This window comes from Nocardioides sp. NBC_00368 (assembly GCF_036090055.1).
Lineage (GTDB): Bacteria > Actinomycetota > Actinomycetes > Propionibacteriales > Nocardioidaceae > Nocardioides.
Map to the genome: position 1 here is coordinate 803,094 of NZ_CP107970.1, position 14,223 is coordinate 817,316.

Consider the following 14,223-nt stretch of genomic DNA (forward strand, 5'->3'; position numbering starts at 1 on the left):
AAAGTGCCTCACGTTGTCACCCAGTCGTGCTGTGCGGACGCCTCGTGCGTGGTCGCCTGCCCGGTCAACTGCATCCACCCCGCCCCGGGCGAGCCCGGTTTCGGCGAGGCCGAGATGCTCTACGTCGACGCCAAGAGCTGCGTCGACTGCGGAGCCTGCGTCACCGCCTGCCCGGCCGACGCGATCGTGCCGCACACGACCCTGACCGCTGCGCAGAAGCCGTTCCTGGCCATCAACGCGGAGTACTTCGAGGTGTTCCCGCACAAGGACCGCACCCCGCTCGCCCTGGTCCACCCCCAGCGCCGGCTCACCCGCACCGGGCCGTTCCGGGTCGCGGTGGTGGGGGCCGGGCCGGCCGGGATGTACGCCGCCGACGAGCTGCTCAAGCACCCCGAGATCACCGTCGACGTCTTCGACCGGCTGCCGACGCCGTACGGCCTGGTCCGGGCCGGCGTCGCACCCGACCACCAGAGCACCAAGCAGGTCGAGAAGCTGTTCGCGCAGATCGAGTCGCAGCCCGGGTTCCGCTACTTCCTGGGCGTCGAGGTCGGCAAGGACGTCTCCCACGCCGAGCTGACCGCCCGCTACCACGCCGTCGTCTACACCGTCGGCGCGGCGAGCGACCGGCCCCTCGGGATCGAGGGCGACGACCTGCCCGGCTCGCTCAGCGCGACCGACTTCGTGGGCTGGTACAACGGCGACCCGGACAAGCAGGACCTGCCTGTCCGTCTCGACGCCGAGTCCATCCCCTCGGGCCGGGTCGTCCTGGTCGGCAACGGCAACGTCGCGCTCGACTGCGCCCGGATCCTCGCCGAGGACCCCGAGCGGCTGGCCGGCACCGACATCGCCGAGGGGCCGCTGGCGGTGCTGCGCGACAGCACGGTGAAGGAGGTCGTCGTCCTCGGGCGCAGGGGGCCCGGGGAGGCGGCGTTCACCGTGCCGGAGCTGGTCGGGCTGATGGGCCACACCGGTGTCAACGTCGTCGTCGACACCGGTGATCTCCCGATCGAGGAGGCTCTGGCCGGTGACGGCACCACCGTCCGGCTGCTGCGCGAGCTCGCCGGCCGCGAGGTGCGTCCGGAGCTGCGTACGATCGTGCTCCGCTTCCTCAGCTCGCCGGTGCGCGTGCTGGGCGAGGGCCGGGTCACCGGCGTCGAGGTCGGCCGCAACCGCCTCGAGCGCGACGCCGACGGCGTCGTCCGGGCCGTCCCCACCGGCGAGACCGAGGTCCTCGAGGCCGGGATGCTGCTGCGCGCGGTCGGCTACAAGGGCCTGCCCGTGGCCGACCTTCCCTACGACGGCGCCATCGGCACCGTCCCCAACGAGCGTGGCCGGGTGCTCCCGGGCGTCTACGTCGCGGGCTGGGTCAAGCGCGGCCCGAACGGCTTCATCGGCACCAACAAGACCGATGCCGAGGAGACGGTCGAGCAGCTGCTCGACGACCTCGACGCCGACCGGATCCCGGCGCCCGTGGGCGACACCCGCGAGATCACCGCGATCGTACGCAGCCGCCAGCCCGGCATGGTCGACCTGGCCGGCTGGCAGGCGATCGACCGGGAGGAGAAGCGCCGCGGTGCCGAGTCCGGCCGTCCGCGGGTCAAGATCACCGATGTCGAGGAGATGCGGGGCATCGCCGCGAAGTCGCGGAAACCCCGATACGCTCTGGGGCGTCGCAAGGAGCGCTGAGACGCTCTCGGCACCGGGTTGGAATCGGGGAGCACGGGATCAGGGGGAGACGCGGGTGGCCGGGGAGAAGCGGGATGGTCGGCAGGACCGGTGGAGCAAGCACAACGAGCAGCGCCGCCAGCAGATCATCGACGCCGCCATCGCGGTGATCGAGGCCGGTGAGCCGGGTGCCGACGTCCAGGTGCAGCAGATCGCGGTGCGCGCCGGACTGTCCCGCACGGTCATCTACCGCCACTTCGAGGATCGCGCCGACCTCGACCGGGCCGTGCAGCAGGCGATCCTCGACGGCCTCTGGTCCGACCTGATGCCCGGGATCACCCTCGACGGCACCGTGCCGCAGATCATCGAGCGGATCATCGGCACCTACGTACGGTGGGCCCGGGCCCATCCCGCCCTCCACCTCGCCGCCGACCACGACATCGACGGCGGCGACGACGGTCCCCTCCAGCAGGGGATGGAGCAGCTCGCCGGACGGATCTCGACCATCGTCGGCACCGCCGTGATCGCCCTCGGCGGCAACCCCACCGAGGAGGAGGCCGAGGCCCTCGATCCGCTGATCTACGGTCTCGTCGGCGCGGTCTTCGGGGCCGTACGCCGCTGGCTGACCCGCACCGGCGAGCGCCTGCCCGCCGAGACGCTGGAGCGGCTCACCGCCCAGTCGATCTGGTACGTCATCGACGGCCACGCCCGCGGTTTCGGGATCGAGCTCGATCCCGACCTTCCTCTGGAAGAACTCCTGTCCAAGGACATCCTCGCGGTATAGCCTCCCGGTATCGCCCGGCCGCGCGGCCGTTCATTCCAGGAGAAGACCATGCCCCACATGCGCAGACTCTCGATCGCCGTCACCGCAGGCCTGGCGGCCACCGCCGGGCTCGCCGTCCCGCTGAGCACGGCCACCGCAGCCCCCGGGAGCGGCTCGTCCGAGGGCACCGCCCGCGTCTTCATGGTCAACCCGGTGCAGTCCAGCAACGACCAGAACCTGACCGACCAGAAGGACGCCGCGAGCGCCGTGCCGGAGAGCGCCTACGCCGAGGTCCCGCTGAGCCACCTGGACGGCTCGGGCTACCTCCGCGGCGACTACGCGGTCGTCGAGTCGAGCACCGGCACGCCGGCGTACTCCACGACCAACACCTACTCCTACGACCGCCACCAGGACCAGTTCGAGCAGGTCATGGGCTACTTCTGGGTGACCCGCGCGCAGACCTACCTGCATGCCCTCGGCTTCGGCGAGACGCTCCCGGGCGTGCTCGACGAGCCGTTCTCGGTGAAGATCAACCAGTACGGCGGCGACAACTCCTACCAGACCGACAAGCCGTTCCGGATCCGGCTGGGCAAGGGTGGTGTCGACGACGCCGAGGACGCCGAGGTGATCGTCCACGAGTACGGCCACGCCGTCCACGCCGACCAGGTGCCCGGCTACGGCAGCAGCCTCGACGCCGGCGCGATCGGGGAGTCGTTCGGTGACTATCTGGCCGTGACCGTCGGGCTCGACGCCGCCGACGAGTTCGGCTGGCCGGTCGCTGCCGACCCGTCCTGCCCGATGGACTGGGACGCGACCTCCTACACCGACGCCCCGCACTGCATCCGCAGCTTCCACCTCGACCTGACCCTCGAGGACCGCCGCAACCAGGTGCACTACGACGGCCAGATCTGGAGCCAGGCGCTCTGGGAGATCCGTGAGGGCTACCAGGCACTCGGCCTCACCACGCGCGACTGGGACACCACCCTGATCTACTCGCAGTTCTCCTACGCGCCGGACACCAGCTTCCAGGCCGCTGCCGCCGAGACGTACGCCGCCGCTGCTGCTCGCGACGGTCAGGCCGCCGCCGACCTGGTCCGTGCCCGGTTCGCCGCGCGGGGGATCACCTTCTGACCTCACCGGCCATCACCGGTGCCGCCAGATGTGCCAGTTGTCGTAGCTCACCCGTTCGACGTAGTGCCGCACGAGGTACCGCTGTGCGCGGTCGCCGTCGAGCCCCCAGGTGTCGAGACTGTCACCGTCGACGACGACCCATCGCGGCGCTGAGCGACCGGCCATCACGCGGCGCAGGTGGTTCAGGTGCGGGTCGCGGACGCGCGCCGGGAGGCTCCACAGGTTCTCGTAGGGGCTGTCGAGTCCGCTCGCGGCGATGATCTCCGGGTGCCCGAACCCGACGACGACACCGTCCGAGGGGCGCGCGTGCTCGCGCAGATAGGTCGAGACCCGGGCCTCCGGGGTCCTCTGCGGTGTGGCGAGAGCCGAGAGCGTCCAGGCCACGAGAGCGGCGGCGACCGTGTACGCCACCGCGTACCTCAGCGCGCGCCCGGGCAGAGAATCGGGTGGCGGATCGTGCCGGACGGTGGCCACCACCAGCACCAGGCCGGGGACGATGCCGGTCAGGTAGTGCAACCAGTAGCTGCCACCCGCGGGGATCGCCACTAGTTCCCAGGCGGTCAGGGCGAGCCCGGGCATGGCCAGCGGCGACCTGCGCGCGAGGACCGCCGCCACCGCGACGACGAGGACGACGGCGGCGCCGCTACCCAGGGACGCCGTGGCGAGCTGTGCGCCTCGGACGGCCGTCGCGGAGGAGGCCGAGGCGTCGATCAGCTCCGAGGCATGGGTGCGGAAGACCACGACCGCGTCCCACAGCTCGGGCCCGGAGGTTCCCCGCGCGCCGGCCCCGACGACCGCCGCGCCGAGCGATGCCGAGGCACCGCCCGCGAACGCGGCTGCCCGTGCCCACAGCCGGGCCACATGCCGGTGCGAGACCGCGACGAGCACGGCGGTGAACACGAAGACGTCGATGAAGTTCTGCTTCACCAGCGCGGCGGCCATCCCGGACGCGCCGGCCGCGGCGGCGAGCGCGGCCGTACGCCATCCCCACGGTCTGCGGGTCGCTCCCACCATGCAGACGAGGCCGAGAAGGACGAACGGCACCGCGAGCAGCTCGCCGTTGACCGCCGACATCCCGAGCAGCGGGCTGGACAGCAACGCCGCCGCCAGCACGACGGTCGTGAGCCGCGCCGAGCGATTCCCTGGTGACACCTGGCTGGCCAGGACGCCCGCCAGGGCCACCGACACCCCGCTGGCGATGGCGCCGAGCACCTTGAGCCCAGGTGCGATGACCCCGGAGGTCGTGGTCTCGACAGGTCCGAGGTGGCCGCCGATCGTGAACAGCCAGAGCAGCAGCGGTGGCCTGTCGACCCAGTAGTCGCCGTACAGCGACCGGCCGGGCTGCCACTGCTGAGCCACCATCAGGAAGCCGCTCTCGTCCGCGGTGAGCGGGCTGTGGCGGAAGGGCAGCCATGCGGCCGCCGCCAGCAGAGCAGCCAGCAGCACGATCGCGGTGTCCATCCAGCCTCTGCCGGTGACGCGTGCGCCGCTGGCGCCGGGCCTCTCGGGCGGCGACGCAGAGGTGCGGTCACTGACGGGAGTGGTCACTTCGGCACGCTGGATGAGCCTGGATGAAGGGCGGTGGAGCCCGCTTTGCGCGCGACGTCGTGGGGTGTTGCCACTCTATGACCGCCACCCAAGGGGGTGCCGGGCACGGTGGTCGTTCTAGGCCTCGCGCAGATAGGCGAGCACGGCGGAGACCCGTCGGTCGGTGGTGGGATCGAGCCGGAGCTTGGCGAAGATGTTGCCGACGTGCTTGCGCACCGCCGCCTCGGAGACGAAGAGCGCGGCGGCGATGCTGCCGTTGGTGCGGCCCTCGGCCATCAGTGCCAGCACCTCGCGCTCGCGCTCGGAGAGCACGTCGAGCGGACCGTCGGGCTGGTGCCGGTCGAGCAGGCCGCGTACGACCTGGGGGTCGACGACCGTCTCGCCGCCGGCCACGCGGTCGAGGCTGTCGAGGAAGTCCCGGACGTGGCCGACCCGGTCCTTGAGCAGGTAGCCGATGCCGCCGCCACCGGTGGTGTCGAGGAGCTCGGCGAGGTAGGCGTCGGCGACGTACGCCGAGAGCACCAGGACGGCCAGGTCACGGTGCCGTCGGCGGAGCTCGGCGGCGGCGCGCAGCCCCTCGTCGGTGTGGGTCGGCGGCATCCGGATGTCGGTGATGACCACGTCGGGACGGGTGTGGTCGGTGAAGGCGAGCAGGGCGTCCGCGTCGCCGACCGCGGCGATGACCTCGTGGCCGGCCCGCTCGAGGATGGCGAGGAGACCCTCGCGCAGCAGCGCCGCGTCCTCGGCCAGGACGATCCTCAGGGGAGCGCGGTCGGGCACGTCATCCTCACTTCCGTCGGTCCACCCGGCGGGCTGGTGATCTCCAGGTGGCCGTCCAGGGCCGCCAGACGGGTGGCCAGGCCGGCGAGCCCGCCTCCGGGACGCGCGACGGCGCCGCCGGTCCCATCATCGCGTACGCCGACCTCCAGCCGGTCACCGGTCAGCTGCCCCTCGACGCGGGCCGAGGCGGCACGGCCGTGGCGGACCGCGTTCGTGAGCGCCTCGGCGACCACGAAGTACGCCGCGGCCTCGACCGGCGCAGGCAGCCGGTCCTCCACCCGCAGGTCGACGGTGACCGGCAGCCCCGCGGCGGCGGCGAGCTCGTGGACGGCGGCGGTGAGCCCGTGGTCGACCAGCACCCGCGGGTGGATCCCGCGGACGGTGGCGCGAAGCTCGGCCAGCGCCGTCTCCGCCTGAGCATGGGCCTGCCGGACGAGGTCGAGCCCGGCGCCCTCCGGCACCTCCAGCTCGGCCAGTCCGAGCGTCATGGTCAGCGCGACCAGGCGCTGCTGCGCGCCGTCGTGGAGGTCGCGCTCGATCCTGCCGCGCTCGGTCTCGAAGGCGTCGACCAGGTCGACGCGCGAGCGGCGCAGATCGGCGACGGCTGCCGCCATCCGGGTCTGGGCGGGTTCGAGCAGAAGCCGCGCCAGGCTGGCCTGGGCGGCGGCGAGGAGGGTGGCGGCGTACAGACCGGCGATCAGCAGCACCAGTCCCGGGCCCACGGCGATCCAGGCCTCGGCAGGCGTGTCGAGCTGCCAGGGGCCGAACGCGACGGGACCGTCGAGCCGGACCAGGGCCGGGGCGAGCACGAGCACGCCCGGGGTGGTGATGATCAGGTTGAGCGCGACGGCGTCGATCAGCCACATGACCGTGGCGAGCAGCACGGTGTAGCCCACCTCGGGCCCGGAGATCCGCAGCCGGCGCAGCGCCCGGAGCCGGTCGCCCCAGGCGATCGGTGTGGGCCGCTCGGCCGGTCCCGGACGGCTGCCGGGGAGGATCAGCCGGAGGCGTACCCGCTCCACGTCGGCGACGAGCGCCGCCAGCAGCGGGATCCCGGCCAGGACCAGCACCCCGACCAGGATGACCAGGGTCAGCAGTCCGACGCCGACCAGCGCGAACAGCAGCACGGCGACGACGAGACCGACCACGGCCCCCGAGGCCAGGTAGGCCAGGGCGCGCCACGGCCAGCTGGAGGCGAGCAGCCGCCAGGGAGCGGAGCGCAGCGCCGCCCAGACGTCGGGTGGAGGTCTCATGACTCCGGAGCCTAGGCACTCATCACCCCGTCGCGGGGTAGCGCACGCGCTACCTCGTCGTGGCGTCCGCGCCCGTGCGCGCGGCGCGGGCGAGGCGTTTGCTGGAGGACATGACCGCCACCATCCCGGCCGCCGTCCTTGCGCCCCGGCCGCCCGGCCCGCCCGCCGTCGTCCTCGACGACGTCACCCGCACCTACCGGTCCCGCTCCGGCACGGTCCACGCCCTACGGGGCGTGAGCCATGCCTTCGCCGCGGGTACGTTCACCGCGATCATGGGCCCGTCGGGGTCGGGCAAGTCCACGCTCATGCAGATCGCCGCCGGCCTCGACCGGCCCACCCGGGGCAGCGTCCGGGTCGCCGGGACCGTCCTGGCCGGCCTGAACCGGACGACCCTGACGAAGCTGCGCCGGAACGTGATGGGCTTCGTGTTCCAGCAGTACAACCTGCTCGATGCGCTCACCGCGTACGACAACGTCGCGCTTCCCGCCCGTCTCGCCGGGCGTCGCCCGGAACGTGCCGAGGTGATCGGAGCCCTCGAGCAGGTCGGTCTGCACGGGCTCGCCCGGCGGCGGCCGCCGGAGCTCTCCGGGGGCCAGCAGCAGCGCGTCGCGATCGCGCGTGCGCTGCACTCCCGGCCCGCGGTGCTCTTCGCCGACGAGCCGACCGGCGCGCTGGACCGCCACGCCGGACGCGAGGTGCTCGAGCTGCTGCGGCACCTCGTCGACGCTCCGGGGACCCGCGCGCCGGCGCAGACCATCGTGATGGTCACCCACGACCCGCTCGCCGCCTCGTACGCCGACAGCGTGCTGTTCCTCGCCGACGGCCAGGTGGTCGGGCAGATGGAGCGCAGCGACCCGGCCCGGATCAGCGCCCGCATGGCCGAGCTGGAGCCTGTGGGATGAACGTCGTCGTGATGGTCTCGCACAGCCTGAAGACCCTGCGCCAGTCCTGGCCGCCGTACGCCGGGGCCGCCGTCGCCCTCGCCGGTGGGATCGCCCTGATCACCCTCGCCACCAACATGCTGGGAGCGCTCGGCACCGCCACCGACGGGCTGGACCCGCAGACGCGCACGCGGATCGACGACCTCGGGTCGCTGTTCGGCATCATGGCCGGCATCTCGCTGTTCCTGGCGCTGTTCGTGGTCTCCTCGACCTTCGGGTTCGTGGTGGCCACCCGGCGTCGCGAGCTCGGCCTGCTCCGTCTGCTCGGCGCGACGCCACGTCAGGTGCGGACGCTGCTGCTCGGTGAGGCGGTCGCGGTGGCGGCCGTAGGCACGGTCGCCGGCTGCCTGCTCGGCACCGCCGTGACGATGCCGGTGCTGCACGTCCTGCACCTGGCCGGGGTCACCCCGGTCCTGCTCGGGATGCCGGGCCAGGGTGCCGGCTGGGCGATCGCCGCCTCCTGCGGGGTCGGTGTCGCGCTCGTCGGCGCCTGGCGCGCGGGCGCCCGCGCCGGACGTACGCAGCCGGTCGAGGCGCTGCGCGAGGCGGTCCTCGAGCGCCGCCGGCCCACGGTGGTCCAAGGGCTGGTCGCGCTCACCGCGGCCGCCGGGCTGGTCGCCACCGCCTGGTTCGCCTCGGGGATGCCGCTGCTGTTCGCCCTGCTCGTGGGCATGTTCCTCCCGATCCTCGCCGTGATCGGAGCGAACGCGGTGGGCGGTCTGCTCTACACCGAGCTGGCGACCTACGCCGGTGCCGCGGTGGCGCGACGGGATCCCGCGGCCCACCTGGCCCGTGACCTCGCCCGCACCAGCGGTCGGATGACCGCCGCGGTGGCGGCGCCGGTCGTGGCCATCATGGCGGTGGCCGGCTCGATGGTGCTCGCGGTCGGCGCGACCGCCGACTGGAGCGAGGGCGCCGACCGGGCCGCGCTCACCTCGGAGCTGGTCGTGCGGGCGAAGCGCCCCGAGCGGATCCAGGACGTGCCCGGGGTGCGCGTGAGCGACGTACGCCGCACGGCGCAGGTCGGATTCGGGGGCGGTCCCGAGGACGTCGAGGTGGTCGACGTCTCCAGTGCGGCCGCCACGCGGAGCCTGCAGGCGACGCGGGGGAGTCTCGCCGACCTGCACGGCCGGGCGATCGCCGTCACCGCCTCCTACATCACCGACCTCGGCGGCCGGGTGGGCCAGACCCACCGGATGCGCGTCGGCGGCCGCAGCGTCAAGGTGCGTCTGGTCGCGGTCGTTCCCGACGCCCCGAACCTGTGGGCCGACGTCATCGTGCCGGACGACCTGCCCGGTATCGGCCGGATCGTTCGCGACACCGGGACGGTCTTCGTGCGCACCGCCGCCGGTGCGGACGTCACTGCGACTGCACGGGCGGTCCAGGACGGCGGAGCACAGGTGAGCACCGCCGAGGAGTGGGTCCGCACCGTTTCCGCCGAGGCCCGCGCCACGAACGAGGTCGTGCTGTGGGTGATGCTCGGCCCGGCCGGGGTCTACGCCGCGATCGCGGCCGTCAACGCGGTCCTGATCGGGATGAGCCAGCGCCGCCGCCAGACCGCCACCGCCCGCCTTCTCGGTGCCACCCCGGCACAGGTGCGCCGGACCACGCTCTGGGAGACGGCGTTCACCGGCGCCGGAGCCCTGCTGGTCGGCGGCGCGATCACCGGCTTCACCGGCTGGCTGGTGCGCCAGGCGGTCGTACGCGACGTACCCGACGCGCCGCTGACGTTCCCCTGGCAGGCCCTGTCCGGGATCACCGCGGCCTGCCTGATGGTGCTCCTCGCCGCCGCTGTCGCCGGGGCGTACACGTTGCGGAGCGGGGAAGCGCCCGACTGACCTTTCCAGGGGATTAAGTAGTGTTTGCCGCGTGACGGAGATGGACGGCGTACTCACCCAGGACGGCATCGGCGAGGGCGACGGTCTCGAGCGGCTGTGGACCCCCTACCGGATGGCCTATATCCGCGGGGAGAACAAGCCCAGCGACCCCTCGGAGACGAAGTGCCCGTTCTGCCGGGTGCCGACGCTCGAGGACGCCGAGGGCCTGGTCGTGCATCGCGGCGAGACCTGCTTCGTCGTGCTCAACCTCTATCCGTACGCCCCGGGCCACATGATGGTGTGCCCCTACCGTCACGTCGCCGGCTACGTCGAGACCACCGACGAGGAGGCCGCCGAGATGGCGGTGCTGACCAAGCAGGCCGTACGCACCCTCGCCGGCGTCTCGCAGGCCGAGGGCTTCAACATCGGGATGAACCAGGGCACCGCCGGTGGCGCGGGCATCGCCGCCCACCTGCACCAGCACATCGTGCCCCGCTGGATCGGCGACCAGAACTTCATGCCGATCATCGGCCGCACCAAGACCCTGCCCCAGCTGCTGACCGACACCCGCGAGCTGCTCGCGCAGGCGTGGGCGTCGGTCTAGCAGAGTCGATGCAGGGGCCGAACCTCAGACGATCGCCCAGGCGACGGCGGCGGCCGCGAAGCCGGTGACCGAGAGCACCGTCTCCAGCACGGTCCAGGTCGCCAGCGTCTGCTTCACGGTGAGGTTGAAGTAGCGCGAGACGATCCAGAAGCCGCCGTCGTTGACGTGGCTGAGGATGATCGAGCCGGCGGCGATCGCGACGGCGATCACGGCGAGCTCGGGCTGGGAGTAGCCCGAGGCGAGCGTCGGGCCGACGATGCCGCCGGTGGTCACGATCGCCACGGTCGCGGAGCCCTGCGCGATCCGGAGCCCGCAGGAGATCACGTAGGCCAGCAGGAGGACCGGCAGGCCGGCGTCGGCGAGCACCTCGGCGAGAGCGGCGCCCACGCCGGTCGCGGAGATGACGGAGCCGAAGAAGGCACCGGCGCCGACGACGAGCAGGATCATGCCGACCGGCCGCAGCGAGGCGCCGGTGAACTCCGAGATCTCCTCGAGCTTCATGCCGCGCCGGATGCCGAGCAGCCAGAAGGCCAGGAGCACGGCGATGGTGAGTGCGATCGCCGGGTTGCCCAGGAAGGTGAGCACGCTGAGCAGCCGGCCCGGGTCGAGCAGCATCGTGCCGAAGGTCGCGCCGAGGATCAGGATCAGCGGCACGGCGATGACGGCGAGAACGAGGGCGAGCGAGACCGGGGCGGCGGGCGTCGGGTCCTCCTCGGCCTCGGTCTCCGCGACCAGGAACTCCTCGGGCACCGAGACCTGGACCCGCGGGGCGATCCAGATCGGGAACAGGATGCCGGCCGCCGCGAACGCGGGCAGGCCGCACAGCAGGCCCATGATGATCAGCCAGCCGAGGTCGACGCCGAGGAGACCGCCCAGGGCCGTCGGGCCCGGGTGGGGCGGTAGGAACGCGTGGGTCATCGACAGGCCGGCCAGCACGGGCAGGGCGTAGAGGACGAGTGACTTGCCGCCGCGGTGTGCGGCGACGTACACCAGCGGGGCGAGCACGAAGATGCCGATGTCGAAGAAGACCGGGATGCCGAAGATCAGGCCGACCAGGCCCATCGCGATCGGGGTGCCGCGCTCGCCGAAGATGGCGATCAGCTTCGAGGCGAGGACGTCGGCTCCGCCGGACCGCTCGAGCAGTGATCCGAGCACGGTGCCGAGACCGATGATGAGCGCGATGTGGCCCAGTACGCCGCCGAAGCCGGTCTCGATGAGCGACTCCTTCGAGGCGAGGGCGGTGCCGACCATCTGCTCGACGGACAGGCCGGCCGCGACGGCCAGGCCGATGCCGCTGATGAAGAGGGCGATGAAGGGTTCGAGCTTTACCTTGATGATCAAGAAGAGGAGTACGGCGATCGCCGCTGCGCAGAGCAGCAGCAGGCCGGGGGTGCTTGTCTGGAGCCAGTGCATGGCTGGTTCTCCCGTCGGGTCAGGGTGGGGGATGGGTAGGGATGGACTCAGCGCAGCGCTGCGCGGAACCGGGCGGCGTTGGTGGTGATCTGCTCCCACCGGGCCTCGTCGACGTCGGCGGGCTCGACCACCGACGTCCCGGCGGTCACGGCGATGGCGCCGGCCCGCAGGAACTCCGCGGCGTTGTCTTCATCGACTCCGCCGGAAGGGATCAGGGCGACCTCGGGGAACGGGCCCCGCAGGTCGGAGAAGTAGCGCGGGCCCACGGCCCGGGCCGGGAAGATCTTGACCGCGTCGGCGCCCAGCGCGGTCGCGGTGAGGACCTCGGTCGGGGTGAGCGCGCCGAGGACGACGGCCGCGCCCGCGGCGTGGCCCTCGGCCACGATCTGCGCCGCGTCGGCCGGAAGGCCCGGCGTCACCAGGAACCGGGCTCCGGCCGCCAGCGCGGCACGCGCCTGGTCGGCGGTCAGCACCGTCCCGGCGCCGATGACGATGTCGTCACTGGCGCGCGCGGCGACGTCGGCGAGCAGGTCGGTGAGGCCCGGCGTCGTATAGGTCAGCTCGACGGTCCGGATGCCGCCGGCGGCCAGTGCGTCGCAGAGCGCGACGGGATCGTCGATCCGGGTGGCGCGTACGACGACCAGCGCCTGGTCGGCGCGGAGGGTGTCGATCACGGAGTTGCTCATCGGGCTCGCGTTCATCGGGGTCGGGTTCCTTCGTCGGTGCGGCGCAGGGCCCGTCCGGGCAGCGCGTCGGTGCGGTGGCCGTCCTCGATGACGGCGGTGCCGTTGACCAGCACCCAGTCGATGCCGCGCGCCTGCTGCCGCGGCTCCTCGAAGGTGGCGGTGTCCTGGACGGTGTCGGGGTCGAGCAGCACCAGGTCGGCGGCGTACCCCTCCCGGACCAGGCCGCGATCGCTGAGCCGCAGCCTCGCCGCGGGGCGGCCGGTCAGGTGGTGGACGCAGTCGACCAGGTCGAGCACGCCGAGATCGCGTACGTAGCGGGCCAGGTAGCGGGGGAAGGTGCCCCACGCGCGCGGGTGCGGACGCTCGCCGACGAGGATCGCGTCGCTGCCGCCGCAGTGGGTGCGGTGCTGCATGATCGCCTGCACGTTCTCCTCGTGGCCGACGTGCTGGAGGATCGTGGTGGCCATCCGGTCGCGGACGAGGAGGTCGAAGAAGACCTCGGTGGCCGCCCGGCCGGACTCCTCGGCGATCTCGGCGACGGTGCGGCCGACGTGGCGCGACAGCTCGGGGTTGCGTACGCCACTGATCTGGATCGTGCGCCAGTCGGTCACGCAGCCGTGGCAGCCGTCGGTGCCGACGTGGTCGAGCTCGTGGGCGATCCGGGCCCGGTCGGCCGGGTCGGCGATCCGGGCCAGCAGGGCATCGGGGCCGCCGGAGGTCGACCAGCTGGGCAGCACCGCGCTGAGCGTGGTGGCGCCGGGAAGGTAGGGGTAGGTGTCGAGGGTGATGTCGACGCCGTCGGCCAGGCCGGCCTCGATGAGGTCGACGAGCTCACCTGCCCGCCCGCGGTTGGGCTCGAAGTTCATGGTCGCGTGGGTGAGGTGGAGGGCGCACCCGGAGGTACGGGCGATCTCGATCATCTCGGCGTACGCTTCCAGCGCACCGGCGCCGTAGGACCGGTGGTGCGGGCTGTAGTAGCCGCCCGCCTCGGCGACGACCCGGCACAGCGTGGCCAGCTCCTCGTCGTCGGCGAACATGCTCGGCGGGTAGGTCAGGCCGCTGCTCATCCCCACCGCGCCCTCGGCGAGACCGACCCGGAGCAGCCGGGCCATCTCGGCGATCTCGGCGGAGGTCGCGGTCCGGTTGTCGGGGCCCACGACCATGAGCCGAAGCGTCCCCTGGGGCACGAGGTACGCCGCGTTGCACGCGATCCCGCGGTCGAGCCGGTCCAGGTAGCCCGCGACGGTGTCCCAGTCGAAGTCGAAGTCGTCCGGCTCGCCGTTCCAGCCGGCGATCTGGCGGCGCAGGTGAGCCCGCGCGGTGGCGTCGGCAGGAGCGAAGGAGAGTCCGTCCTGCCCGACGACCTCGAGCGTGACGCCCTGGCTCACCTTGGCGGTGTGGTCGGGGTTGACCAGGATCTGCAGGTCCGAGTGGGCGTGCATGTCGATGAACCCCGGAGTCAGTGCACGGCCGGCAGCGTCGATGGTGCGCCGCGCCGCCGGCGCCGCGCCCTCGGTGTGGATGCCGGTGATCCGCCCGGCGTCGATGCTGACGTGGGCGTGGAAGGCGGGGGCGCCGGTGCCGTCGATGACGGTCGCGTCGCGGATGAGCAGGTCGGTCAT

At 72.6% G+C, this 14,223-nt stretch carries 12 protein-coding genes; 6 read left to right on the forward strand and 6 right to left on the reverse strand.

Translation table 11 applies throughout. The features are described 5' to 3' along the window. Nucleotides 1-3 precede the first annotated feature (3 nt). Genes OG984_RS03715 through OG984_RS03725 form a run of 3 tightly spaced genes read left to right on the forward strand, consistent with a single transcriptional unit; the run spans nt 4 to nt 3,559 of the window. Nucleotides 4-1,686 (forward strand): FAD-dependent oxidoreductase, encoded by a 1,683-nt coding sequence (locus OG984_RS03715; RefSeq protein ID WP_328530305.1) that lies wholly within the window; start codon nt 4-6, stop codon nt 1,684-1,686. Between the two features lie 55 nt (nt 1,687-1,741). Next, nucleotides 1,742-2,449 (forward strand): TetR/AcrR family transcriptional regulator, encoded by a 708-nt coding sequence (locus OG984_RS03720; RefSeq protein ID WP_008356928.1) that lies wholly within the window; start codon nt 1,742-1,744, stop codon nt 2,447-2,449. A 57-nt stretch (nt 2,450-2,506) separates the two neighbouring features. Beyond that, complete coding sequence (locus OG984_RS03725) at nt 2,507-3,559, forward strand: M36 family metallopeptidase (RefSeq protein ID WP_328530306.1); 1,053 nt, start codon at nt 2,507-2,509, stop codon at nt 3,557-3,559. A gap of 12 nt (nt 3,560-3,571) precedes the next feature. Here OG984_RS03725 and OG984_RS03730 read toward each other — a convergent pair whose 3' ends face one another. The 3 genes from OG984_RS03730 to OG984_RS03740 form a co-directional block, all read right to left on the reverse strand. After that, a complete protein-coding gene (locus OG984_RS03730) occupies nt 3,572-5,107 on the reverse strand; it encodes a hypothetical protein (protein ID WP_328530307.1) in 1,536 nt (511 codons plus the stop codon). Between the two features lie 117 nt (nt 5,108-5,224). Next, nucleotides 5,225-5,887 carry a response regulator transcription factor gene (locus tag OG984_RS03735; RefSeq protein ID WP_328530308.1) on the reverse strand — a complete coding sequence of 221 codons (663 nt, stop codon included), beginning with the start codon at nt 5,885-5,887 and terminating at the stop codon, nt 5,225-5,227. Further along, nucleotides 5,866-7,140, reverse strand: coding sequence for a sensor histidine kinase (locus OG984_RS03740; protein ID WP_328530309.1), 1,275 nt, complete (start codon nt 7,138-7,140; stop codon nt 5,866-5,868). Before OG984_RS03740 ends, OG984_RS03735 begins: the two co-directional genes overlap by 22 nt. A gap of 110 nt (nt 7,141-7,250) precedes the next feature. On the opposite strand from OG984_RS03740, the gene OG984_RS03745 reads away from it, so the two are divergent. From OG984_RS03745 to OG984_RS03755, 3 genes are read left to right on the forward strand one after another with little or no spacing between them, the layout of a single operon-like run. Further along, on the forward strand, nt 7,251-8,042 hold the full coding sequence (locus OG984_RS03745; protein WP_328530310.1) for an ABC transporter ATP-binding protein: 792 nt from the start codon (nt 7,251-7,253) through the stop codon (nt 8,040-8,042). Then, on the forward strand, nt 8,039-9,919 hold the full coding sequence (locus tag OG984_RS03750; protein ID WP_328530311.1) for an FtsX-like permease family protein: 1,881 nt from the start codon (nt 8,039-8,041) through the stop codon (nt 9,917-9,919). The genes OG984_RS03745 and OG984_RS03750 overlap by 4 nt, the downstream gene beginning before the upstream one ends. A gap of 40 nt (nt 9,920-9,959) precedes the next feature. Then, nucleotides 9,960-10,502, forward strand: coding sequence for an HIT family protein (locus tag OG984_RS03755; RefSeq protein WP_328532316.1), 543 nt, complete (start codon nt 9,960-9,962; stop codon nt 10,500-10,502). Nucleotides 10,503-10,526: 24 nt separating this feature from the next. Here OG984_RS03755 and OG984_RS03760 read toward each other — a convergent pair whose 3' ends face one another. The 3 genes from OG984_RS03760 to OG984_RS03770 are packed head-to-tail and all read right to left on the reverse strand — an operon-like array spanning nt 10,527 to nt 14,223. Continuing rightward, nucleotides 10,527-11,915: a GntP family permease gene (locus tag OG984_RS03760; RefSeq protein WP_328530312.1), complete on the reverse strand. Its 1,389-nt coding sequence runs from the start codon at nt 11,913-11,915 to the stop codon at nt 10,527-10,529. A 47-nt stretch (nt 11,916-11,962) separates the two neighbouring features. Then, the gene (locus OG984_RS03765; RefSeq protein ID WP_328530313.1) at nt 11,963-12,601 is read right to left on the reverse strand and encodes a bifunctional 4-hydroxy-2-oxoglutarate aldolase/2-dehydro-3-deoxy-phosphogluconate aldolase; all 639 of its coding nucleotides are present in this window, start codon (nt 12,599-12,601) and stop codon (nt 11,963-11,965) included. An 11-nt stretch (nt 12,602-12,612) separates the two neighbouring features. After that, nucleotides 12,613-14,223, reverse strand: coding sequence for an N-acyl-D-amino-acid deacylase family protein (locus OG984_RS03770; RefSeq protein WP_328530314.1), 1,611 nt, complete (start codon nt 14,221-14,223; stop codon nt 12,613-12,615).

What these genes read in the sequence shown, in the direction of transcription:
- OG984_RS03755 (WP_328532316.1), top strand. Translation starts at nt 9,960, where the DNA reads ATGGACGGCGTACTCACCCAGGACGGCATCGGCGAGGGCGACGGTCTC.
- OG984_RS03765 (WP_328530313.1), bottom strand. Translation starts at nt 12,601, where the DNA reads ATGAGCAACTCCGTGATCGACACCCTCCGCGCCGACCAGGCGCTGGTC.
- OG984_RS03770 (WP_328530314.1), bottom strand. Translation starts at nt 14,223, where the DNA reads ATGACCGACCTGCTCATCCGCGACGCGACCGTCATCGACGGCACCGGC.
- OG984_RS03750 (WP_328530311.1), top strand. Translation starts at nt 8,039, where the DNA reads ATGAACGTCGTCGTGATGGTCTCGCACAGCCTGAAGACCCTGCGCCAG.
- OG984_RS03760 (WP_328530312.1), bottom strand. Translation starts at nt 11,915, where the DNA reads ATGCACTGGCTCCAGACAAGCACCCCCGGCCTGCTGCTGCTCTGCGCA.
- OG984_RS03740 (WP_328530309.1), bottom strand. Translation starts at nt 7,140, where the DNA reads ATGAGACCTCCACCCGACGTCTGGGCGGCGCTGCGCTCCGCTCCCTGG.
- OG984_RS03745 (WP_328530310.1), top strand. Translation starts at nt 7,251, where the DNA reads ATGACCGCCACCATCCCGGCCGCCGTCCTTGCGCCCCGGCCGCCCGGC.
- OG984_RS03725 (WP_328530306.1), top strand. Translation starts at nt 2,507, where the DNA reads ATGCGCAGACTCTCGATCGCCGTCACCGCAGGCCTGGCGGCCACCGCC.